Source organism: Treponema vincentii (assembly GCF_018336815.1).
Classification (GTDB): Bacteria; Spirochaetota; Spirochaetia; order Treponematales; family Treponemataceae; genus Treponema.
In genome coordinates this window covers 2085254-2109557 of the sequence record NZ_CP050497.1, presented here as the reverse complement: position 1 = coordinate 2109557, position 24304 = coordinate 2085254, and the positions used below count along the sequence as shown (strand labels likewise).

Here is a 24304-nt window from a genome sequence, read left to right as displayed (position 1 = left end):
CCGTTATTAGAAGCGATTATGAAATTTTATTTGAAAGTTATTACGCCGATCTTCGTATTTGCGTTTGTTTATAGTTTTTTGAGTATGTGCTTTGGGGCACGAGGTTTTTTTGCATGCCGTCAGTTAAGACGGCAGCGTGAAGCTCTCGTACAACATGTGCAGCTTTTGTCCGATATTGGGGAAGATCTGAATATCCGTATCGCGAATTTATCCTCAGATCCTCAGACCATTGCTGTGTATGCGCATGAATTAGGCTATGTCCAAAAAAACGAACGGCTTATCAAACTGATGAATTTTTCCGGCGCTGCGGAGCGTACCGAGGATGCCGGTGTCGTATACTTGATTGAAGCTCCCCGCTATTTGCCGGATGCAGTTTGTAAAACGATTGCCGTTTCCATGAGTATTATCGTTATTATGTGCGAGATGATTGTGAGCAAAAAAAATGCGTATTCAAAAAAAAGCTCCTAATTCGGCCGCTGCCGTTGCTGTAGAACTCAAGCGCGGAAATATCGTCATTATTCCAACGGATACGATTTACGGATTTTCCGGTTTGATTGGAAAGACTGCCGAAGCAATTGCCCGCATTAAGGGGAGAGAAGAAAACAAACCGTTTATCGCTCTCATCGCCGAACCGGCGGATATTTACCGCTATACCGATATAAAAATTCCCGAACATATTTTGAACTTGTGGCCTGCGCCGCTCACGCTTATCGTACCGTTAAAAGGGCAGGGGACTCAAGCCTTTCGCTGTCCCGCAGATGAGTGGCTGCGTAGTGTTGTCGCTGCAGCAGGGGATGCAGTGTATTCGACGAGCGTTAACCGTTCGGGAACCCCGCCCCTTACCGATATAGAAGCTATTTGCCGCGAATTTGAGGATTCCGTTTCGTTAATTGTCGATGACGGTAATCTTGAGGGGCTTCCTTCTACTCTTGTGGATTTAAGTTCCGGCACTCCCCGCGTACTCCGCCAAGGCGCTGTTGTGATTGATTAATAAGGATAATCGCATCAAACTGTTTTGCTGTATTTCCCGCAGAATAATGAGGCCGTTCGACCAGAGTTTCACCGCTTTGCGGTTCAAATGGTTTCACAGCCTCATTATTCTGCGATTCTTATGTATAAGTGTCTGATGCGATTACCCTGCTGCAGGGAAAGAAACGTGAAATTTTGGGAAAAATTTTACGCAAAAGGAAGGGAATCGCATCAGATTTTTAATCACCCCGCAAAATAAATAGGCTATACCTACCCGTGCGGGTGGGCTTTGTGATACAGGTCTTGGAGCTGGGCTGCCGTGATATGCGTGTACCGTTGGGTGGTTGTGATATTGCTGTGCCCCAACAGTTCCTGCACTACCCGGATGTCCGCTCCCCGCGTGATGAACATGGAGGCAAAGCTGTGCCGGAAGGCGTGCGGCGTCAGTTTTTTATAGTTTGGGAGAAGCGCGGTGTACCGGTTGATGATATACCGGATGCCCTGCGTCGTAAGCGCGCCGCCGCGGCAGTTTAAAAAAAGCGCATCTTCCGCAATGGAAGTTTTTAAACCGTCTTGTTCTTTTAAATAGGCAATCAATTCCGCCCGTTCCGTTAAATACCGCTGCACCGCTTCTTGAGCGAAATCCGCAAAAAACACCTTGCGCTCTTTGCTGCCCTTTCCCCGCACGATTGCCCAACTGCAATCTCCCTTTAAATCCGTTATTTTGAGTCCTTGCAGCTCTGCCGCACGACATCCGGTTGAATAGAGCGACGAAAAGATCGCCGCATCGCGGGCGTACCATAAAATGCCCGCTTCTTTGGGAAATTCGCAAAAGCGCTCCGCTTCGTCGGGAAAGAGGAATCGGGGCAGCTTGTCCGGCTGTTTGAGGTTGCGGATAAGCGCGGCGGGGTTTGTTGTGCAGAGTCCTTTCTGCAGGGCATAGCGGTACAGTCCCCGTATGCAGGAGAGGGTACGGTTGACGCTTGCTGGAGCAAAATGCCGGTTGCCGAGGTCTGCAACAAAGATGCGTACTTGTGTTTTGGTAACCTCGGTAAAGGGAATTTCATTTTCCGCAAGCCAATCGGAAAAAAGCTTGAGATCGTTCCGGTACGCTTCAATTGTTTTTTCGGAAAAATGCCGCACGCCCGCGCTATAGGCGAGGTAGTCTTCAAAGACCTGATCCATCGGCTATTCGATATCCCTGTCTTCCACACCTTCGACAACGCTGTGCAGGTAATCGCAGTCGGGATTGACGCAAGCCTTATAGCTGCCGTTCTTTTTGTCGTATTTTTCTACCATGAACCAGCCGCATTTGGGGCACGCCGAGTTGATAGGCTTAAAATGAGAGATAAAATTGCATTTCGGAAAGTTTGTGCAGCCGAAGAACTCTTTGCCCCGTCCTTTTGCCCGTCGGGATACGATGTCCCCGCCGCAGCCGGGACGCGGACACTTTGCCAACGGAATGGATTTGGTATTGCGGCATTCGGGGAAGCCCTCGCACGCCAAGAAAAAACCGAAGCGGCCGAGTTTTTTCATCATCCTTTTGCCGCATTTTTCGCAGGTAAAGTTTGTCGGCTCATCGAGGCTCCCTTTCAAACTGCCTAAATGCGCCGTCACCGAATCCACCTGCGTGATGAACGGGGTATAAAATGAGCCGATAATCTTTGACCAGTCGGCATTGTGTTCTTCTATTTCGTCCAGTTTTTGTTCCATACCGGCGGTAAAGTTGACGTCGATAACATCGTTGAAGTTTTCCACCAAAAGATCATTGATTATTCTACCGAGCTGGGTGGGAACAAGCTGCTTATTGGAGCGGTTGACGTAGTAGCGGTCGAGCAGTACCGAAATAATCGGTGCATAAGTCGACGGGCGCCCGATGCCTTTTTGTTCCAGCATTTTAACGATACTTGCATCGGTATAACGGGCTGGCCCCTGCGTAAAGTGCTGTTCGGGCGTAAGGCTGTCCACCGTCAGGGTGTCGCCGGTTTTTAACGCCGGCAATGCCTTGCCTTTTTCTTCTTTTGAAAGGAGAAGATTGAGCACGGCGTAGAAGCCTTTGTCCGTTACCTTGGTAGAAACCGTTCTAAAGACCGCATCTCCGGCGGAAATTTCATAGCTGAGCGTTTCCGTCTTTGCGCCGGTCATCTGGCTTGCGGTAAAGCGTTCCCAGATAAGGGTATAGAGGCGCAGCTGGTCGCGGTTGAGGTAGTCTTTCAGATAGTCGGGCGTATAACTACAGTATGTGGGGCGGATACCTTCGTGGGCATCCTGCGCTTTTGCGCCGACGCTGTAAAAATTGGTTTTTTCCGGTAGATAGGCGGGATACTGCTCGCCGATCCACTTGCGGACTTCCGCAAGGGCAACGTCGGAGATACGCACAGAGTCGGTACGCATATAGGTGATTAACCCGACGCGGCTTGAACCGACGGCAATACCTTCGTACAGCTGCTGCGCAATCTGCATTGTTTTACGGGAGGTAAAGCCGAGCCGATTCGCTGCCGTTTGCTGCATCGTAGAGGTTGTGAATGGAGGTTTAGGATGGATGGTCTTTTGGGTGCTTTTGACATCGGTAACCGTTGCTTCTTTTCCATTCAATACATCAATGATAGCCTGTACTTCACGCTCATTTTTTAACGCAGGTTTTTCTCCTTTATATAACGCGAGCTGGGCATCAAAGGTGGTTTTTCCTTTTTTTAAAGGCGCCTTCCAGCGTCCAAAATTCTTCGGGGATAAAATTTTCCACCTCCGCTTCCCGTTCACAGATGAGGCGCAGCGCAACCGACTGTACCCGCCCTGCGGAAAGTCCGTTCTTTACTTTTTGCCAGAGCAGGGGCGAAAGGTTATAGCCGACAAGCCGGTCGAGTACGCGGCGGGCTTTTTGCGCGTTGACCTTTGCCTCGTCGATATCCATAGGATTTTGCACGGCGGTTTTAATTGCCTGCGGGGTGATCTCGTTAAAGACGATACGGTTTATCGGCACATTTTCGCATTTTTCCCGTATCGCATGGCAGAGGTGATAGGCGATAGCTTCCCCTTCGCGGTCATTATCACTGGCGAGAAAGACGTGTTTGGCGTTCTTTGCATCTTGCTGCAGTTCTTTGAGTAACTTGGCTCTACCTCGTACGGTGATATATTCGGGCTGGAAGCCGTGCTCGATATCGATTGCGATACGAGACTTCGGTAAATCGATCAAGTGCCCCATCGAAGCCTTAACCGTATAGCCGTTGCCCAAATATTTTTCGATTGTTTTTGCTTTTGCCGGCGATTCTACGATAATCAAGTTTGTTTTTTTCGTTTTTGCCGCGGTTTTTTTCGCCATTTATCGTGCTCCTTTCTTAAAACAAAGGTAGTTGTGTCTGTTGCTCTCTCTGCAAATATTGCAAAGTTGGGTTTGCCCATTCGCGTAAAAGGTCGCCGGCATGTTCAACCGGAATTGCCCCGTCCTCAGCAAGTTTTTTACAGCCGGTATTCTGCACGGAATCCTGCAGTCCGCCGTATATGCACACGTCGCGTCCTTGCTCAAGGGCAAAGTCAGCCGTAATGAGCGCTCCCGATTTTGTCGGCGCTTCGACGACAACGGTTGCGCGGGCTAACCCCGAAATGATTCGGTTACGCTGCGGAAAGCGATAGGCAAGCGGCAGTTCCCCGGGCGCATATTCGCTGAGGATGCATCCGCCCGTTTCGAGTATCCGGCCTGCGAGCCGTGCATTGCTCTGCGGATAGAGCCGGTCAAGCCCGCAGGCGAGTACAGCTGTCGTTAGGCCGCCACCTTCCAAGGCTCCCCGATGAGCAAAAGTGTCGATGCCGCGTGCCAGCCCCGAAATAACGGGAATACCGGCGTGCCCGCATTCGGTGCCTAGCTGCAGTGCCGCTTTAATGCCGTTCCCTGTCGGGCGGCGCGTACCGACAATTGCTACTGCGGGCGTATCGGCTTGCGGTAAGACGCCGCGGTAGTATAGCAAGAAAGGCGCATCGGGGATTTCCCGCAGCAGGGGAGGGAAGTCGGGATCATCGTAAAACGTCATGTTGATTCGGCAATACTTCATCAGCGACTCGGCTCTTTCCACTGCCTGCGGCAGCTGTTCGGGTTTATAACTGCGCGTGCGGAGTGGTCGCTGTATCATCCGGCTGAGCGTATCTATTGAACTTACTGTAAGTGCTTGCGAAGTGTCAAGCGTGCGGGCAAGTAAAAGCCTCTCGCTGCCTTTGAGAAAAGAGCAATAAGAGAGGGCTATGTAGAGTTTCCGCTTTTCGGAATCGGTTGTTGTGTTCATCAAAGTATGTGAGAATCCTGTTGTTTACTGCTTATTACCGCATAGCCGACCGTCAAAGCCTTAGCGCCGCGCATTTTCTACAAAAGCTTTATTCCGTTCGGCGTCGGCGCGCTGTTCGGCGCTCCCGCTCGTTTTGATAATGCGGTCGTAGGCGGCAATCGCTTTTTCATATTGACCGGTCATGTAATAAGCGCGCCCGAGGATGAACAGGGAGTCCAGCGGCTTTTTTTCGCGGGCGGCAACCGGTTCCATAATTGTGATGGCATCTTCCGGCCGGTTCAATTCAAAGACATAGAGAACGGACAGCGCGTACACCGCCCGCGTATAGGTGGGGTCAAGCTCCACCGCGCGCTTATAGGCGGAAACCGACAGGTCAAAATATGAGCGCCGCTCGTCGAGGCTCATATTCGGGTAATCGAGGGTGCTTTTTGCGATAATAGCGGCACATACGCCGATTTGATAAAATACATGTTGATTTTCCGGGAAGTATTCCAATGCGCTGCGGAAGGCTTCAATCGCTTTTTTGTACATCTTTTTATCCATGTATCGGCGGCCGAGAATTTTGTACCAAATGCCGACTCGCTGCTCCATAGTCAGTATCTCATTGACCTTTCCCTGATATTTTTTTATGGCCGATTCCAATTCTTCTATAGAAGAGGGGTTTTTGACACCCATTTCCATATCCTGCATCCGCCGTATAAAGGCATTATCCTTACAGGCAACGCAGAGGAAAAGAATGGAACACAGTAGACCAATATACGGAATTTTTTTTGATTTCATATATATCTTCATATTGACATATTTATATATCTTTGTCCGATTGTCAATATTACGGCGGCGGCAAAGGGCATCAGACAGTTTTGGAAATCTTGCGGTTCCTTTGCTTTTTAACTATAATATGCCCTCAGAATCGGGAAACGCCGGTTAATTCGAGGAGTGTAAATAAAAGCCGTACAGATAGCACGACTTTTATTTACACAAGTTTGCTCAAACGCAAACTTGTATATCATCTGCACGTTCTCGCTTCGTTGCGAACGTGCGTAAAAAGTCAATCGAAAGTTGATACTTTCTTCTTGACTTTTTATGGGAGTTGTTTATGTCTGCTAAGGAAATACCGATTGAAGAAATCGCGCTGCAAATTGTTCTTTCCATTGGAATTATCGTTATCGCTGCAAAGTATCTGGGACTTCTTGCTAAAAAAATCAATATTCCGCAGGTTGCAGGGGAAATTGTTGCAGGACTTTTCTTACGCTATCTACCTTTTTTCCGTAACTTCGGCGGGGTCGAACCGAATATTATCTACGCTGAAACCAACCAGTTTATCGAATATATGTCCGAAATCGGCGTTATCCTGATTATGTTCTCCGCCGGCTTGGGAACTAATTTAAAATCGCTTGTTAAATCCGGTGTAAAATCCACCGTGATTGCTGCATGCGGTGTTATCGTACCATTGGTTTTAGGTACGGTTATGGCGTTAGGTTTTTGGGGGTTTGACGGCTTCGGGACACCGGTATTTTATCAGGCGCTGTTCATCGGTACTATTTTAACGGCAACTTCGGTCAGTATTACCGTCGTTGCATTGAAAGAGTTAGGGAAAATAAATTCGGAAGTCGGTCAAACAATTATCAGCGCTGCAATCATCGATGATGTATTCGGTATCATTGTATTAACGGTTGTCCTCGGTGCAAGTTCCGGTAAGGGCGACTACCTCGGGCTTATGATAAAAACGGCAGCATTCTTTGCCGCTTCGTTGGTTGTGGGATATCTGATTTACCGAATTTTTAAATGGTATGATGGCCGGCACCCGCATTCCCAGCGTATTCCGATTTACGGGTTGGGAGTCGCGTTGATTTTTGCCTACTGTACCGAACGTTTCTTCGGTATCGCCGATATTACCGGGGCTTATGTTGCAGGGGTTGTATTTTGCAATTTGCATGATGCCTCCTATATGGAGAGAAAAATAGACATCAATTCGTATATGTTTTTTAGCCCACTCTTTTTTACTGCTATAGGACTTAAAACGGACTTAAGCGGACTGAATATGAGCTTGATATGGTTTTCGATCGCCTTTGTGCTTGTCGGTTGTATCACCAAAATAATCGGCTGCGGCGGTTCGGCACTGGCTTTGGGCTTTAAGCGGCAGGAATCGCTCCAGATAGGGCTGGGAATGATGGTGCGCGGTGAGGTGGCTCTCATCGTAGCTCAAAAGGGACTCGCTGTCGGTATGGTTCAGGCTGAATATTTTGCACCGGTTATTTTGCTGATTATTGTTTCTTCTATGATTGTGCCTATTTTGCTGGGAAAAGCTTTTTCGGAAAAGAACCTGCCTCCGGCTGGGACAACCGCCGTATAGAAAGAATTATCGATGGCACCGTAAAAACATATCCTATTTTTTTTAATTATCGGGAAGCGGAAAGCTAACCGCAATATGGTATACTAAGGAAGTGCTGATTAAAGCGAGGAGGTATATATGAATATTTCACCGGAACTTTTAAAAAAGTTTGAGCGCGACTATCGCGCAGAGCCGTCGAATACGGTTATTGCAGGGGCTGTCGCTAAGAGCGGCATCGAGGATGCATCGTTTAACTATGATGTCCGCCGCCGCCACAATTTTTGTTTTTCGCACGAAACGGAGCGTGGAGAAATTACCAATCAAAAGAAGAGCGGCCGCTGCTGGATGTTTGCTTCGTTGAATGCAGCCCGTGTAGAAATAATGAAAAAGCTCAACTTGGAAACCTTCGAGCTTTCCCAGAACTACACGCTATTTTGGGATAAACTCGAAAAATCCAATTACTTTTTTGAAAGCATTTTGGAGACCCTTGACGAACCGCTCGAAGGACGGCTGCTCGCGCATTTGCTGGCCAATCCTATTCAGGACGGCGGACAGTGGGATATGTTCTCCGGTATTCTGCAAAAATACGGCGCCGTGCCTAAGGATGTGATGCCCGAAACCTTCCATTCTTCCGACACGCGCTTCTTTGTTGCCGAATTAACCCATCGTCTCCGTAAATACGCACAGCTGCTGCGGGATGGGCACAAGGCGGGAAAGTCCGTCAAAGAGCTCCGCGCAGACAAGGAAACCTATCTTTCACATGTATACAGCTTTTTGGTTAAGGCGCTCGGCGAGCCTCCCCGCGTATTCGACTTTGAATGCCGCGATAAGGATAAGAAGTTTCATAAAGCGGAGCAGATTACCCCGCAGCAGTTCTTTAAAGAGTATGTCGGTTGGGATTTAAACAATAAAATCAGCTTAATCAATGCGCCCACGGCGGATAAGCCTTACGGCAGAGCCTACACGGTAAAATTCCTCGGCACCGTAAAAGAAGCGGAGCCGATTCACTACATCAACGTGCCGATTGACGTGCTTAAAACGGCAGCTATCGAATCGATTAAAGCCGGTAAGCCGGTCTGGTTCGGTTGCGATATGGGTCCGTATATCTGCCGCCCCGAAGGTATTATGGACACGGAAGTATACCTCTACGCTAAAACGCTCGGCGAATTACCTGAATTCACCAAAGCGGAACGGCTCGATTACGGCGACAGCCTTCTTACCCACGCAATGGTATTGACCGGCGTTGATCTGGATAAATTAGGAAAGCCGATTAAATGGCAGGTAGAAAATTCGTGGGGCGACGAATCAGGCAAAAAGGGAATGTTCTCGATGTCCGATGCATGGTTCGATGAGTATACCTATCAGATTATGGTAGAAAAGACCTTTGTCGATCAAAAATGGCTCGACGCCTTAAAACAGCCGCTTGTTCAGCTTGAACCATGGGATCCGATGGGAGCGCTGGCGCGGGGGTAGGAAAACGGGTTATCACTCGGATTTTTATTCGTGTGGAGAGTTTAATACCCCGATGCTTGCGCCGGGGCTGTTGATTACAGGGCATCTCTAAAAAGCTAAACCGAGTCTTTAGAGATGCTATGGGCTTTAAACAGTTATCGATTTTTAAAAAGTTTTCCGTCCCTGCATAAGGTTAAAAAGCGCTTCAAACATCTCTTTTACCGTGCTGCCGTACCGTGTGTCAAGCTGCTCCAGTACGGAATCGATCTTTTTCTTTCCCTGCATTTCCGCATCGGCAATCGAACCGCTTGAACTCAACAACGCAATCGCTTTTTCTACCGCAGGGGAATCAATACCTTCTCGCCGCGCCTGCTCAAAATAAGCGGTAAGAGCTGCCGCATCTTCGGGATGTTTTTCGATATGCAGTATTGCGGGCATACTCTTTTTTCCTTCTACAATATCGTCGCCGCGTTTTTTTCCGGCATTTCCCGTGCTGATATTTTTTACATCGTCGAGTATCTGAAAGCCGACTCCAACCCTTGTAAAAAGCGCTGCAAAAGATTGGCTTTCTTCATCTTCTTTTCCGGCAGCGCGCATACCGGTATAGGCGGCAAGTGCGGCAAGCGCCCCTGTCTTTAAACTGATCATTCGTTCATAATCCTGCCGCGAAGGAAAAAAACCGGCAGTCCGATGCCAGTGGATATCGAGCGCCTGTCCTTCATGCAGGGCTCGGATATGCGTAAGCGCTGCGCCATATAAATCGAGCTTTATGCTTGCAGGAGCCTGATAGCTTTCAAGCGATTGCAATGCTCGAAAGTAAAGCCAGCTGCCCGAATTAAGTGCCGAATCGAGTCCGTAGGCTACGTAAGCGGCAGGCTTTCCCCGGCGCAGTTCTGAATTGTCTTCTATATCATCATGAATAAGACTTGCCGTATGGATTCCTTCGACCAGCGGCGTAAGTGTGTAGATATCCTCGTTTTTGCCCTCTGCAAGCTGATAGGCAAGAACAGTGAGCAGCGGTCTCCAGCGTTTTCCGCCGCCGGATACCAACGAGGCGCATGGAGCGGATAGAAGTGCAATAGGATTTTGTTCCGTAGCGGACTCCGGTACATCGGGCAAAAATGCAGTGCGCAGGGCGCCTTCAATTTTTTCAAGCCGTTGCTTAAATTCATCATTCATACTACTATTATACTTCATATTTTATTGATAGAGAACTACTCTAGCAAAGTGCAAAGGCATCGAATAGTTTCTAAATATAGCCCGCAGAATAAATAGGGGTTGTTCAACCAAAATTTCGCCGCTTTGCGGCTCAAATGGTCGCCCAACCTCTATTATTCTGCGATATTGATTCACTCTTTCGATACCTTTGCACTTTTTTGAGTAAACAAAAAGGAACACATGGGAAATCAGTATCGGGAACCGGACTATTGGTCGCGTAAGGCTTTTGCGGAAGGCTATCCTGCGCGGTCGGTTTATAAATTGGAAGAAATGCAAAAAAAGTTTAATCTATTTGGAAAAAACGACAGCGTGCTTGACCTCGGCGCCGCGCCGGGAAGCTGGACAACGTTTTTGCTTAGGTTTCTTTCTCCGGAAGGGCGCGTGTGCGCAGTTGATTTACAGCCGCTTTCGGAGTCGATACAGGATATGCGGCTTTCGTTTTTCCAAGGGGATCTGACAGCGGCGGCCATGGCTGCTGCGGTAAAAAGCTGCGGCCCCTACCGTTCCGTTATCTGCGATGCGGCGCCCGCAACCACCGGCAATAAAACCGTCGACACTGCCCGCTCTGCCGCCCTTGTCGATATGGCGCTTTACTATGCCGAAACACAACTTGAAGCTCACGGCAGCTTTGTCGTTAAAATATTTCAAGGCGGCAGCGAGCAGCAATACCTACAGCAGATGCGGAAGTTGTTTAAAACCGCCCGCGCCTTTAAACCGGAAGCATGCCGCCGCAGCAGCTTCGAAACCTACCTACTCGGCTTGGATTTTAAAGGGTAAACGCATCAAATCATTTTGACTATAGTGCAACATAATTTTATAGGTAATACTTGACTATATAGAAAAATATGTATTATTATATATTTAGGAGATGCTGAAATGTTAGTGGAAACTGCTCAAATTATGCCGATAACCTTGTTGCAGAAAACTCTTACGCAGACTGTCAGAAAGATTTCTGAAGACAAACAGCCGATTTTTATTATGAAAAACAATGTTATGGAAGCTGTTATGATTCCATTCGACCGTTACGAAAAACTTTCAGAATTAGAAGAACTTGCAGAACATAAAGAAATTTTTTCGATGGTTCAAGACAGACTGAAGCATTATGATTCTTCAAAGACAGTCAGCTTGTCATCGTTGAGAAATAAATAATGACAAAAAAATGGGAAGAAAAACGAGAGCAATTCGAAAAAATCCAATTAATTCCGGAAGCTGCTGAAGAATATAATAATTTGGATGGCAGTATCAAAATTGAGGTTGATAAAAAATTCGTAAAACTTGATAAAAATCCTTTTCTTGGTTTTCCATTAGGCAATAAAGCTGATATGGATTTAACAGGTTTTTATAAACTTTATGCCTGTGGAAAAAGTGTTCGTATTGTTTATCGACTTCTGACTCCGGAAAAAGTAGAAATCATAGAAATTTGGGGAATCGGAAAACGTGAGAATATGAAAGTTTATAAAGATGTAGATCACAGAAAAAACGAATGACAGTTCTCTATTATTTCCTTGACAACTCCTATCACTAGCCCTTACAATATATATAAATATTTTTAACATCATAAGAGGAGCTTCGTGATGGGAATTGGAACAGAAAATATAAGAACAATTGCGATTGCAGGGCATGGACAGTCCGGCAAAACAACGCTTATTGAAAATCTTGCGGCAGTAACGGGTACAATTGCACGGGCGGAAACGGTTGCAGGCGGTAAAACGCTCAGCGACTACACGCCCGAAGAAATAGAGCGAAAAATTTCGATATATTCGGCGCTGGTGTCGATGAACTGGAACGATATGGTGATCAATTTTTGGGATACACCCGGTTCTTCTGACTTTATGGGTGAAGTTATTGCAGCTTTCCGCTCGGCGGAAACGGGATTGATGGTACTCGATGCAAAATCGGGAGTACAGATTGAAACCATTAAATACTGGCGCGACCTTGACCGCCGGAATAAACCCCGTTTGGTGTTTGTCAATAAGATGGATGAAGACCGCGCCGATTTCGATCATGCAATGCAGGATGTCAAAACTCAGTTTAAGGCTGATGTATTTGCGGTTACCTTTCCTATCGGCAAAGGCGCCGATCTTACAGGGATCGTCGATGTCCTGCACGGTGTTGCTTATCAAACAGATTCAAACGGTAAAGAAAAGGAAATACCTATTCCCGATTCGGCAAAAAAACAATATGAAGAAATGCGCGAGGTACTCGCAGGGGCAGCCGCGGAAGGCGATGAAGATTTATTAGTAAAGTTCATCGACGAAGGAGAACTCAGCAGCGATGAAATTGCGAAAGGACTCACACTTGCGATGAAAAACAATAGAATCGTGCCGATCTTTGCCGGAGCCGCGCAAATGGGACTCGGTTTAACGGCGATTTTACGTTTTATCACAGAGATTTTACCCTCTCCGGCCGGTTGTTTGGAACGCGCAGTAAAGGGTGAAGAAGAGTGTACCATCAAAATCGATCCGGAACCTGCATTCTCCGGCTTTATCGTTAAAACCGCAAACGACCAGTTTTCGGGGAGGCTTTCATACATCAAAGTTATTACCGGTACGCTCGTATCGGACGCGGAAGTATATAACATCAATGAACAAAAGAAAGAACGCGTCGGTAAGTTATACCGTGCTGCGGGAAAGAAACTGACCGAAGTAAAGGAACTTGTAGCCGGAGATGTCGGCGTTGCGGTTAAACTCGCGGCAGCAAAAACCAACGATACCCTTGCCGCCTCTCAAGATTGCCCGCCGTTTGTGAAACTGCGTAATCCCGATCCTATCTATTCGCTTGCGGTAGCCGCCGTCGATAAGAAAAACGACGACAAGCTCGGGGAACAGCTGCTTCGCGCCTGCGAAGAAGACATGACGCTTTCTTTTGTCTACAACCCCGAAACAAAGCAGAATGTATTCTCCGGCATGGGAGACTTGCATACCTCTATCGTGCTTGACCGCATTAAAAAGCAGACAAAGATTGAAGTACAAACTTCTATTCCCCGCATCGCCTACCGCGAAACTATCCGCCAAAAAGCGCAGGCAGAATATACGCATAAGAAACAGTCGGGTGGACACGGTCAGTTCGGGCGGGTCGTACTGGCGATTGAACCGCTGGAGCGTGGTGCAAAATACAGCTTTACCAACGCGGTATTCGGCGGGGCGATTTCCAAGGGTTACATTCCCGGTGTCGAAAAGGGTGTAAAAGAAGCGATGGAAAACGGCGTTATGGCGGGTTATCCCGTTGTCGATGTCGGTACGACGGTATTGGACGGTAAAGAGCATCCGGTAGACTCTTCGGAAATGGCCTTTAAGATCGCCGCCCGAAACGCATTTAAAAATGCAATGCGCAATGCGGGGCCGATTCTGTTGGAACCGATTATGAATTTAACGGTCTACGTGGAAACTGCCTACCTCGGCGATATTATGAGTGATCTTTCTTCACGCCGCGGACGCATTCTCGGTCAATCCCAGCTTGCAAATGGTATTGAAGAAATTCGCGCACAAGTACCGCACAAAGAACTGCTCCGCTACGCTATCGATTTACGGTCGATGACCAGCGGCACCGGCTCATTCGAGATGTCGTTTGATCACTACGATCCGATATCCGGTAAAATTGCCGACGAGGTAGTTGCCGCGGCCAAGGCATTTATCGAAGAACAAGAGGAGTAATATCTTTAGCTGCAATACTTAAAATTAAATCATTGATATATAAAAATTTAATTTTGAATTTGTTGAGGATGTCCCGAAAGACAGAAACTTTTGGGACATTCCCGTTTCACCATATAAAAAAGTTGGCACATATACACAGAGAGGAGAGTATTATGGCAGAAACAACAGCAATGCAGGAATATCAAAATCCCCCTAAACAAATTCTTATTTTTGATTTATGTACCAACCTCGGATGGATAGCAGCTAATTTTGTTACATCACCCTTTGTCGGAAGTACCGGTAGTTTAAGCGAAGTTGTCAGAACAAAAGCCTTTATTATCGGCATCCTGTTGGCAGCGATCAATCCTATCATACGTTACAAAATTATGATTCCTGCAATCATAGACTGGAAACGGAATCCGGACAAAGCAAAAAAGTATATCGTACTATATGAAAGACTTGTTATGATTATCCCGCTTGTAATAGCCTTTACCATTCCTTTTTTTATTTCTATAGAAATGGGGTTAATAGGAAATGTCGGCATCTTCTTATCCGCAGTCTTTAGTACGATTGGAAATATCTTTTTAATCGGAAGTTTGTTTGCTTCAAGTGCGATTAGAAGTTTTGAAAAATGGGCATCATTCGTTCCGATCGAAGAAGGTACGCTCTCTCTTTCTATGTTAAAGCGCGTAGCGTTTATGTCCGTTACCTGTATTTTCGCAGTGGTTCTTTTAGTGCTTGCACCGATTGTACGGTACCAGCAACATGATACCCACACCAAGCTTATTACAGCAGTTTTACCGCTTTTTATATATGGTTTAATTTTTTCAGTATTTAATTTATTGGCCATCATACGTTCATTTGAAAGAAGAATAGTGTTGATACAGCAAATTGTCAGGAGATTAGCAAACGGAGATTATCGGCAAGAAATTCTTAGTGCATGGACACGGGATGATATAGCTCTGTTATTATTAGACTTTAATAAATTGCTTACATTTAATAAAAACTTCTTAACAGAACTGAATGAAAGTGTTACCGTTTCAACTCATACGGCAGAGGCGTTGTCTTCCAATATGAAGATAACTTCTACGGCTGCCGAGAAGATTGGCGAGAGTGTATCTTTTGTGCGAGACCATATTCAAGAGCAGTTGAGCGGTGTTTTAGAAATGCAGGAAAACATCCATCAAGCTATAGAGAATATCGAAGACCTTGATAATAGTATTGAAACACAATCGACTTCTATCGGCCAAGCTGTTTTCGTTATTGAACGGATGGTTTCCGATATTCAATCGGTTACCCATACGATAGAAAATACCGTTGATTCGATTAAGCATCTAAATAGTGCTGCCGATGCCGGTAATACCGCAGTATCGAATGCTCATGCAATTGTAAAAAACATCAGTGAACAATCTGAGGGCTTGCTGGAAGCAAGTAATGTCATTCAACATATTGCAAGTCAAACCAACTTGCTTGCAATGAATGCCGCAATCGAGGCAGCTCATGCAGGGGATATCGGCAAGGGGTTCGCGGTTGTCGCTGATGAAATTAGGAAACTTGCAGAAGAATCAAGCACGCAAGGTAAGACCATTACGACAGTGTTGAAAACACTGAAAGAAAAGATTGAAGCATTGAATTCGGTTGCGGAAGAAACTGCTATTCAGTTTGCAGAAATTATGCAGCAGCTCTCGACGGTTAATAGCGGCAGTAATACTATTATGGACTCGGTGACGAAACAAAATGACGGTAATGCACAAGTGCTCGAAGCTGTCAAAGAAATCAATGTCATAACGGCAAAGGTTAAGCAAAGTTCTTTACAAATACGCTCAGGTAATACGGAAGTGGGTAAAGAAATGACAAGGCTTGTTGAAATTTCTCAAAATATCGACAGTACGATAAGCAGTGTAAGCGGCGACACGGAACAGATTAGAAAAGTTATCGATGAGGTAAGCGACAGCAGCGCACGGAATCGAAAAGCTGCACAGAGCGTCATGAAGTATCTAAACCAGCTTTCGCTGTAATGAAGACGATACACAGGGAGCTTCTGTTATACGGATAATGGAAAATATGCTTGAGAAGTTCCCTGCTTCATTAGTATAAAAGCAATCAAATTAACGGAAGAAACCGTTTGCCGATACATTTATCGCAAAAAGACAAACAATACGGTTACGAAAATACCGAAATAGTGTGCGTCCGGCGCATACAGCTAATCCCAATCTCTGACGGCGCCTACAATGAGGCAAACGCCGAAAACAAAAACCACAACCGCTATTATTTTCAAAAAATAGTAGGATTATTTTTTATCCATTGCTCAATACGCTCGTCCATAGTTTACCTCCTCCTGTCCCATTTTTCTAAAGATTATTGAATAATTTCTAAACCATGTAAATACGCAAATTTGATTAAACTTGCACCGTAAAAGTCCTCAAAATGTAAATCGATATTTTCTTTTGGAATTTCTTTTAATGAGCTATAAAACGAAATATATTTTTTCTTTAACTTATCTTCTTTGATGACTTTATTAAAATATCTTTCAGCCGGCTCTTTGCCGCCAAAATAGTAGATATAGTAGGGCAAAGCATACCCTTTTAATGAGCCGTTTAAAATTCTTTCGATATTTTTATTTGTATCTTCAAAGTCTGCAAATAAAGGCATAATGTGTTTATGTAATAATCCCGTAATTTGCGTTACGGTATCTCTATAGCTTGCTCCGGCCAACTGCCACCAAGCGCCCGCTTCTCGTCCGGCTAAAGAACTAAGTTCTCCGCCGTAAATAATTCCTTCACTGGTTATGCCTGCTTTTTTCATAGCCTTTGAATAAATGTTGATATGCGGGATAAACTCAACATTAGATTCACAGTTGTATCTATTGGCTTGAAAATATATTTCAAAAATAATGTCTTTGTTATTTGCAATTTTTCGTAAAGTCTTTCCTTTACCTAACACTTTAAAGTCGGGGAAATTGCGTGCTATTTCTTGCCATGCTTTTTCGCAAAGTTCTCTTGGTTTTATAACTTCCTCCTAAAAACTCATTTCAAAAAATTCTAATATTTCAAAATCTTCACAGTCAAATGCGGTAATTTTATCCCAATCTCTTTTTAAGATAGGCCGTTAACAGTTTTTGAAATTTAAACATTTCATTATGGGTAATAATGGCGCCTTCTTTCCATTCGGTATGATCTTCATTCCATGTACGGATATCGTATACCGGTTAAGGCCGTTTATTCGTGCGGAGGGTTTAATACCCCGACACGAGCGTCGTAATAAAGGGTATTAAAGCCGACTGCAACCACCTTATAGAACATACAGTGCGAAACATTGAGCACTGTACCCCGATGCTCTGCGTCGGGATATGTTGATTGGAATAATCACCAAACGCTTGTAAAATCTGAAAATTGAGATACATTTTCAAGAAACATATCCTCATAGTGAACTTTCGTATTTTTGATGCGTATAAATCCAAAACCTGTATCATCATGAGGATAAGCAATAAGTCCTAATTCATCAAAAACAAAAAAACAATGTCCGTCAATTCCTTCATTCATCATCATTAACAAAGAGAACATAGCTATAACATCATAATCCGTAGTGAGAAATTTTTTGAATCCCAAAGATAAACAATTATCATTATCGTAAATAGAAGCGCTAATTGTTTCTATATATCCAAAATCAATCAGATACTTTTCTATGTATTTTATGTAATTGTTTATGTTGCTCTTATTTAGATTATATTCTTTTACTTTGAAAATATTAGAAACTATAATTATATTATTTGTATGTTTTCTAAAAAAATGCATAAAATAACCGACTATTTTATTTGCGCGAAAAATAGTGAAAGGTTTATTTCTTCTGCAATATCCTTTCCAACCTTTACTGTCGGTATAAGAATTTAAATTTACCCATTCTTGAATATTAAAATTTGAGTTATCCATTCTCGTGTCCATCTATCTATTTTTATACCATCAGTTTTTCATAATACTTTTCCAATTGTTTTATATTCCGTGCTCTTTTTAAAGAATCGGCATCATTTTTATCCGTATAGGTCAGCCATTTATTATATAAGTCATATAAAATTTTCTGTCCGGTTTCGGTTAAATCGAGATTCGTATATAAAAGTTTTACAATTCTGCCTTCTCTGTCTACAGGATTTTCCTTTATCAGCTTCTTTTCATAGGCAAAATTAAGGAATGTAATATTTTCTTCATATAGAGTATAAATAGTTTCGGGATAACCTCTATAACTTTGAAATAAAAATCCTATATCAAGGACAACTTCTTTTAGAAAATATAATTCATGATAGACATAATGTATGATTTTTTCAAGATTCTCCTTATCTTCAAGATTTGTAACTTCAATCAATTGATAATACTTCCAATTAAATAAATTTACCGGTTTAAAACAAGGCACTATATTTTCCGTTTTTTCAAAAGTTGGTGCATAAAGGACATAAAACTTTTCCTGATACAGTACTCCGATTCGTTTCCCTGACACAAGTACAATATAATCTTCAAAAATGGCTTCCAGTGAAAAATTATTTATTCCTTTGCATTGTTTTTCCATATACTGAGCAAATTTTTTAGTGGTCATTTATTTTCTCTCTCCTAATCCGAACATAATTCATATCCGTTTTTATCTTTCAAATTATACATGATTTTACGGTGTTTTTCCATCCATCAAAGAGTCTTTGCGTTCTTAGCATCTTTGCGGTTAAAAAAAATACTCCCTTACAAAATTGAGGTAATTGTGGTATAATACAATCAATGAGGGGATGGCTATGAGTACGGCAAATAGAAAATATAAAGACTCGGTTTTTGTAGATCTTTTCAGTGAAGATGAAAAGGCAAAAGAGAATTTTTTATCGCTCTATAATGCCTTGCATGGAACGAATTTGCAAATGTCTTGTCCTGTAGAAAACATAAGGCTCGATAATGTTATGTATATGAACATAATCAACGATGTTTCCTGCCTTGTAGACAATAAGATTATCGTCCTTGCAGAGCACCAATCAACCATAAACGAAAATATGCCCAGTCAAGGAATGTACTTCCGTGTACATTCCTTGACTTCGAGTTTTGAGCTATGCTCAAAACATCGTAAAGCTAAAACCACCGCCATCCGTGGCGGTACTGAAATGACTTTTGCAAATAGACGAAGTAGATACAAGGCACAAACAAAAAACACCCGCAGGCGTGCTTTTTGCACGTCGAGGACTGTTTTTTGTGAAGTAACGCAGTAGATACTCGTATATTTGTAAAAGAGCCTGAAACTACAGTTTTAAAACTTTCCGATGCCTTTATTACAAAACCTGAACAAGTGCCGCTGGAGTTAACGGTACGGGTTCTCAATATCAACACGAACAAAGCAAATAAAGTTTTAACAGCCTGCAAACCACTTGAAGAATACAGCCTCTTTGTAGAAGAGGTAAGAAAGCAAACCCAACTCGACAGCGAAAACGGTTTTACCAATGCGGTAAAGATATGCATAGAAAAAGGAATATTAAAAGAATACTTACAGAGAAAATCACGGGAGGTAATAAACATGTTAGTAGCAGAATACGACTACGATACTGATATTGCGGTACAGCGTGCCGAAGAACGGGAAATCGCCTTTGCTGAAGGCATCGCAGATGGCTCATACCAAACAAAGCTTGAAACGGCAAAGCTGATGAGATATGAAAATCTTGGCATTGACTTAATTTCAAAGGTTACAGGGCTTTCCGTTGAAGAAATAAAAGCTCTATAAAAATCAGCCTTTTTAAAAATAGGCGGTGCAGATGTAAAATGAAACCGCAAGGAACGCCAAGGGTAAATAAAAGAATATGTCATCAAAACATCATTAAAAATTCCTTTGCGCTCTTTGTATCTTTGCGGTTAAATTAAAAAAAATCCTCAAAAGATTGAAATATCTAAAAAACCGTGCTATACTGTACACTAATGACAGAAAAACACACTGATAGCAGCAGCTACAACCATTCTCACCAAAAAAATGCGAAAAGAGAAGTAAAGTACTTGACACGCAGCAGTGTGCCTGACACAATTTTTAGCAACAAGCAACAAGCAACAAGCAACAAGCAACAAGCAACAAGCAACAAGCAACAAGCGGACAAAGCGGTATAAGCGCGTAATCTGCACAATGCACCCAGAACACACACAAATTTCCTCAACTAATAACACGCACAGGACAGGAGCACTGTCTTTGTGCGTTTTTTACATTACACCGTTTAAGGAAACCGCAACGCCCGCAGAGAACGCAAAGGATTATAAAAGAATGTCTTACAAAGCCTCTCTTAAAACACCTTGCGTCCTTGGCGTGCTTAGCGGTTAAATTAAAAATATAAGGAGGGTTATTCTATGAAACACAAGAAAAGAGGGGCGGCGCTCATCACAGCCGCAGTTTTAGCGCTCATTGCGCTCTTTGGAATGACCGCCTGCCCGAATGCAGCGGGCGGAGGCGGAAATGGTGGAGGAGGCGGAACGCCTACGCCAAAGCCTAAGCACGCCATAACATTCAGCGTGGACGGCGGAAACGGCACGCTCAAAGCGACAGTTGGCGGCACCGAAATCAATTCGGGTGCTGAGGTGGAACAGGGTAAAACGATTGTCTTTACGGCAACAGCTAACTCAGGCTACCGGGTAAAGGGCTGGACGCTTGACGGCAAGGCCGTAAACGGCACCAACAATTCCTATTCATTTCCTGTTACCAAGGCGGTAACCGTGAAGGTGAACTTTGAAAGCGGCGGAACTCCGCCCACACCGCCCGTGCCCGTATCGTGCAGCATAACATTCAGCGTGGACAGCACTACGCCAAACGGTACGATCAAAGCGACAGTCGGGGGCACCGAAATCAATTCGGGTGGTGCAGTCGAAAAGGGCAAAACCGTAACCTTTACGGCAAATCCCAACCCCGGTTACAAAGTAAAGGAGTGGCAGATAATCGGCACGGGAATGGTGTTTGAAGCGGGTACGGGAACTGCGGGAAACAACACGGCGCAGGTAAATCTTCAAGCCGATCTTACCGTAAAGGTGAGCTTTGAAGCGCTTCCGCCCGGCGAAGCTTCGTATACGGTAAAGCACTATCAGGAAGGAACGGACGGCACCTATCCTGCAGAGCCGACGGAAAGCGAAAATAAAAGCGGCACATCGGGAGACCCCGTCGTATACACGCCGAAAACCGGCGGAGTCTACGAGGGCTTTACCTACAATTCCGCTCTTACCAAAGTAAACGGAACCGTACAGACAGCCGGCACGATAGCCGCCGACGGCAGTACCGTTGTAGAACTCTATTACGAGCGCAATACTGTGAACGTAACCTTTAAACTTGCAGGCGGTAACATTGCAGGCAATGCGACCGATGTCGTAAAATCCGGCAAATACGGCACAGCTTTGGAAGTTCCCGCCGATCCCGTAAAAGCGGATTCCGTTTTTAAAGGATGGAATCCCGCACTGCCTTCAACTCCGGTCTTCCCCGCTGCAAATGCGGAATATACCGCAAACTGGGCGCTGCTTTATACTATCAATTTCGGCGTGGACGGCGGACACGGCACGCTCACTGCAAAAGTTGACGGTGCCGAAATCAGTTCGGGCAATAAAGTGGAACAGGGCAAAACCGTCGTCTTTACCGCGACGCCCGCCGATACCAATTTTGCCGTAGACAAGTGGACAAACGGCGGCAGCGACATACCCGAAGCGGGAGCGAACGAAACGTACAACCACACGGTAACGGCGAATGCGAACATCAAAGTAAAGTTCAAATATGCGGGAGCAGACCTCACGCTGGACAAGCGGGACGTTACCAAAAATAAGGGGGAAACTTTTCTTTACAGACTGGTAACGGCAGGATCGGGCAGTTACACGGCTGTTCCCGAACCGGCGGGCATCATCACGCTCGATACGTCGAATTTGAACGGCCACGGCAACATCAAGATAACTTTCAGCAAAGCCGGCGCAACGCGCATAAAGGTAACCGACACGCTAAGCGGACAGACCGACTTTTCGGGTACCATTACCGTAAAGCCTTCCGCCTTTATCCCCGACTACTTTGCAGAAGCCGGCGTGCGCTACCACGTAACGGATAAAACCGCTCTAAAGGTGAGCGTAACCGCCAATACTGATTCAGGGAATTACACGGCCTACACGGGAACAACGCTTGCCATACCCAAAGAAGTTATCCACGACGGCGAAACCTACACGGTAACGGATATAGAAGCTCCCTTCAGATGGGGAGATACGCTGCAAAGCGTAACGGTCGCAGCCGATAACACCTACCTTTCTTCAGTAGACGGCGTTATCTTTAACGGCGATAAAAGCATACTGCGCTGGTATCCGAAGGGTAAACCGGGCACTGATTACGAGGTTCCTTTAAGCGTAAAGACATTGGCAAAAGATTCTTTTGGAGGTGTTTCCGCACTGCAAACCATAAGGCTGCCTGACGGCTTAAAGCGTATTGAACAAGAAGCGATTTCCTACTGCACAAACGTGCAAAATCTTACGCTGCCTGATTCGCTTGAATATCTGGGATTTCGTGCACTGGAAGGTATAGCAATCACTTCACTTACCGTACCGCAAAGGATAACGGAGATTTCAGGGATTAAGGACTGTTCTCAGCTGCAGACGGTAGATTTGCCGTCACAGCTTACTAAGTTGGGCTGGGCATGTTTTTACAACTGTGGTGCCCTGACAACGGTAACGTGCAGAGCGACAACCCCGCCGGCTATTACGGCAAGCGGCCACGTGTTTGAAGATACGCCCATCAGTTCCGCAACGCTTAAAGTGCCCGCCGGCTCCAAAGCTCTCTACCAAGCCGCAGAAGGCTGGAAAGACTTCGGCACGATTGTGGGGTTTTAGAAATTGGTAATGGATAATTTAATTACAAATTACACATTACAAATTAACAATTAAATCGACCGCTCTCAAGTTGGAGAAAACTTCGGCTTCGGGGGCGGTTTTTTTGTGTGCGGGAGTTTCTTACAAACTTTTGTTACAGCCGGCTCGTAAAAATAACCGCCTCTATACGGATAGAAAATTCCGATTAAAAATGATATAATATAAACAATATTTAATTGGTGAAGGGCTTTTTACATGGCAAAAGAAATAAATACTTTAAAAGAAGACATAAAATGGCACGATACGAACTTGGCGCAATTTACGAAATAGATGCAGGCGAAAAATCCTATTATGCCCGCCTTTTAAATTGTGATTTATACGGAGTATTCGAACCTGTTTCCGGTGAAATATCAGAAGAAGCATTTGAGGATACACCGTACCGCCTGTATATTTCTATCGGCAGCTATGCAGTAAAACGAGGATTTTGGAAAAAAGCTTTTTCCTTCGCCCGATAAAACGGATATTGAGCGCTGGAGCCGACCTCTGCATTTAGTTGTATTTACACCTTGGGACATTGAAGGTGCCCTCAACCGCCGAACTTCATTTGACAAATACGGCCATACTGAAATACTTGATGAAAAAACTTATATTCAATGCCTTAAACAGGGCTTTATTTCAATCATTCAACCTATGTACGAAAAAGTCCCGCAGTTCCTCAATAATTATTACGATGATTGGCCCGCAAGTGAAATTTACAGCGACGTTCTAACCGGAGCCGGCACGGCAGAACATCAACAAAAACAAATGAACAATTTAAAGAGACTGGGATTTGATGTTTCGAAGTAGCAAAACATGAGAAATAAAATGCTTACATTGAAAGAATTAATTAAAAATCAAAAAAATTTTAATGAAAGTTTCTTTGCGGAAGTGTCGGATAAACTATGGGAAATCGGAGAAATAGAAGAAATTAAAAATCAAACCGATGAAGACTTATTTCTTTTTCATATTGCCGTTAACATCATAGGAAATTGGAAGGGTGACGGTTGGTGGGAATTTATCTGTAACTACCCGCAGCTTATCCGTTATGTTCCCGACACATTGGCAGCATTAAAATTATCCGATATGAAAACAGCCTTTGAAAACGTGATAAAATGTTTCCCTGAAAATACGGTTTTTGAAGATTCGAGCACCTATGTAGATACGGTCAATTTTCTTCAAAATGTCAGATTCAAAATCAACACCCCCGACGCAAGCGTCGGGGTATGTTGTTCTCATAAGGTGGTTGCAGTCGGCTTTAATACCCTTTGTTACGACGCAGAGCGTCGGGGTATTAAATCCTCCGCACGAATAAGCGATACATATTTAAATTCGATTCCTGCAGATAAAAGAAAAGAAATGTCTGAGGCTTTACATAAAAGCATTGATGCTCTTGAAGCCTTGACGGATAAACGCTGGGCTTATGATGCAAAAGATGAAGGTTGGTCAGATGTAATTGATTTTATCGGAGAAAAGAAATAACGGAGAAAATGATAATGCACTATATCGGAGAATTAACAACATAAATAATAATTTGATAAAATGTGATAATGAAGACGATATTTATAAATT

The 24304-nt window shown here is 44.5% G+C and carries 18 protein-coding genes and 3 pseudogenes; 13 read left to right on the top strand and 8 right to left on the bottom strand.

The features are described 5' to 3' along the window. The first annotated feature begins 18 nt into the window (after window positions 1-18). Together GWP40_RS09600 and GWP40_RS09595 are read left to right on the top strand one after the other, a co-directional pair. A complete protein-coding gene (locus GWP40_RS09600; protein WP_212565149.1) occupies window positions 19-468 on the top strand; it encodes an FtsB family cell division protein in 450 nt (149 codons plus the stop codon). Next, window positions 443-991: an L-threonylcarbamoyladenylate synthase gene (locus GWP40_RS09595; RefSeq protein ID WP_212565148.1), complete on the top strand. Its 549-nt coding sequence runs from the start codon at window positions 443-445 to the stop codon at window positions 989-991. Before GWP40_RS09600 ends, GWP40_RS09595 begins: the two co-directional genes overlap by 26 nt. Window positions 992-1239: 248 nt before the next feature. Here GWP40_RS09595 and GWP40_RS09590 read toward each other — a convergent pair whose 3' ends face one another. The 4 genes and pseudogenes from GWP40_RS09590 to GWP40_RS09575 form a co-directional block, all read right to left on the bottom strand. After that, the gene (locus GWP40_RS09590) at window positions 1240-2154 is read right to left on the bottom strand and encodes a tyrosine-type recombinase/integrase (RefSeq protein WP_212565147.1); all 915 of its coding nucleotides are present in this window, start codon (window positions 2152-2154) and stop codon (window positions 1240-1242) included. Between the two features lie 3 nt (window positions 2155-2157). After that, window positions 2158-4288, bottom strand: a pseudogene (gene topA, locus GWP40_RS09585) (type I DNA topoisomerase). A gap of 16 nt (window positions 4289-4304) precedes the next feature. Then, window positions 4305-5243, bottom strand: a complete 939-nt coding sequence (dprA, locus tag GWP40_RS09580) for a DNA-processing protein DprA (RefSeq protein ID WP_212565146.1) — start codon at window positions 5241-5243, stop codon at window positions 4305-4307. Between the two features lie 60 nt (window positions 5244-5303). Continuing rightward, window positions 5304-6023: a tetratricopeptide repeat protein gene (locus GWP40_RS09575; RefSeq protein WP_212565145.1), complete on the bottom strand. Its 720-nt coding sequence runs from the start codon at window positions 6021-6023 to the stop codon at window positions 5304-5306. Window positions 6024-6339: 316 nt separating this feature from the next. On the opposite strand from GWP40_RS09575, the gene GWP40_RS09570 reads away from it, so the two are divergent. Next, a complete protein-coding gene (locus tag GWP40_RS09570; RefSeq protein WP_212565144.1) occupies window positions 6340-7596 on the top strand; it encodes a cation:proton antiporter in 1257 nt (418 codons plus the stop codon). A 117-nt stretch (window positions 7597-7713) separates the two neighbouring features. After that, the gene (locus GWP40_RS09565; RefSeq protein ID WP_212565143.1) at window positions 7714-9048 is read left to right on the top strand and encodes a C1 family peptidase; all 1335 of its coding nucleotides are present in this window, start codon (window positions 7714-7716) and stop codon (window positions 9046-9048) included. A 144-nt stretch (window positions 9049-9192) separates the two neighbouring features. On the opposite strand, the gene GWP40_RS09560 is transcribed toward GWP40_RS09565, so the two are convergent. Beyond that, on the bottom strand, window positions 9193-10206 hold the full coding sequence (locus tag GWP40_RS09560; RefSeq protein WP_212565142.1) for a polyprenyl synthetase family protein: 1014 nt from the start codon (window positions 10204-10206) through the stop codon (window positions 9193-9195). A 219-nt stretch (window positions 10207-10425) separates the two neighbouring features. On the opposite strand from GWP40_RS09560, the gene GWP40_RS09555 reads away from it, so the two are divergent. The 5 genes from GWP40_RS09555 to GWP40_RS09535 all read left to right on the top strand — a co-directional run bounded on the left by GWP40_RS09555 (window position 10426) and on the right by GWP40_RS09535 (window position 15895). Next, a complete protein-coding gene (locus GWP40_RS09555) occupies window positions 10426-11022 on the top strand; it encodes an SAM-dependent methyltransferase (RefSeq protein WP_212565141.1) in 597 nt (198 codons plus the stop codon). 99 nt (window positions 11023-11121) lie between these two features. Beyond that, the gene (locus tag GWP40_RS09550; RefSeq protein ID WP_212565140.1) at window positions 11122-11394 is read left to right on the top strand and encodes a hypothetical protein; all 273 of its coding nucleotides are present in this window, start codon (window positions 11122-11124) and stop codon (window positions 11392-11394) included. Continuing rightward, on the top strand, window positions 11394-11732 hold the full coding sequence (locus GWP40_RS09545; RefSeq protein ID WP_212565139.1) for a type II toxin-antitoxin system RelE family toxin: 339 nt from the start codon (window positions 11394-11396) through the stop codon (window positions 11730-11732). Before GWP40_RS09550 ends, GWP40_RS09545 begins: the two co-directional genes overlap by 1 nt. 87 nt (window positions 11733-11819) lie before the next feature. Continuing rightward, window positions 11820-13898, top strand: a complete 2079-nt coding sequence (fusA, locus tag GWP40_RS09540) for an elongation factor G (protein ID WP_212565138.1) — start codon at window positions 11820-11822, stop codon at window positions 13896-13898. A gap of 152 nt (window positions 13899-14050) precedes the next feature. Next, window positions 14051-15895 (top strand): methyl-accepting chemotaxis protein, encoded by a 1845-nt coding sequence (locus GWP40_RS09535; RefSeq protein ID WP_212565137.1) that lies wholly within the window; start codon window positions 14051-14053, stop codon window positions 15893-15895. Window positions 15896-16235: 340 nt separating this feature from the next. Here the strand turns inward: GWP40_RS09535 and GWP40_RS09530 are convergent, their stop codons facing one another. The 3 genes from GWP40_RS09530 to GWP40_RS09520 all read right to left on the bottom strand — a co-directional run bounded on the left by GWP40_RS09530 (window position 16236) and on the right by GWP40_RS09520 (window position 18461). Next, complete coding sequence (locus GWP40_RS09530; RefSeq protein WP_212566593.1) at window positions 16236-16886, bottom strand: DUF4304 domain-containing protein; 651 nt, start codon at window positions 16884-16886, stop codon at window positions 16236-16238. A gap of 356 nt (window positions 16887-17242) precedes the next feature. Further along, entirely contained in the window at window positions 17243-17818 is a 576-nt protein-coding gene (locus tag GWP40_RS09525; RefSeq protein WP_212565136.1) for a hypothetical protein, read from the bottom strand. Between the two features lie 10 nt (window positions 17819-17828). After that, window positions 17829-18461 carry a hypothetical protein gene (locus tag GWP40_RS09520; RefSeq protein WP_212565135.1) on the bottom strand — a complete coding sequence of 211 codons (633 nt, stop codon included), beginning with the start codon at window positions 18459-18461 and terminating at the stop codon, window positions 17829-17831. Window positions 18462-18648: 187 nt separating this feature from the next. Here GWP40_RS09520 and GWP40_RS09515 point away from each other — a divergent pair. The 4 genes and pseudogenes from GWP40_RS09515 (at window position 18649) to GWP40_RS13425 (ending at window position 24214) form a co-directional block, all read left to right on the top strand. After that, window positions 18649-19616, top strand: a pseudogene (locus GWP40_RS09515) (nuclease/transposase family protein). A gap of 608 nt (window positions 19617-20224) precedes the next feature. Continuing rightward, a complete protein-coding gene (locus tag GWP40_RS12945) occupies window positions 20225-22717 on the top strand; it encodes a leucine-rich repeat protein (RefSeq protein ID WP_230974386.1) in 2493 nt (830 codons plus the stop codon). Window positions 22718-22989: 272 nt separating this feature from the next. Then, window positions 22990-23542, top strand: a pseudogene (locus GWP40_RS13430) (hypothetical protein). Between the two features lie 18 nt (window positions 23543-23560). Then, a complete protein-coding gene (locus tag GWP40_RS13425; RefSeq protein ID WP_330997225.1) occupies window positions 23561-24214 on the top strand; it encodes a hypothetical protein in 654 nt (217 codons plus the stop codon). The last annotated feature ends 90 nt before the right edge of the window (window positions 24215-24304 follow it).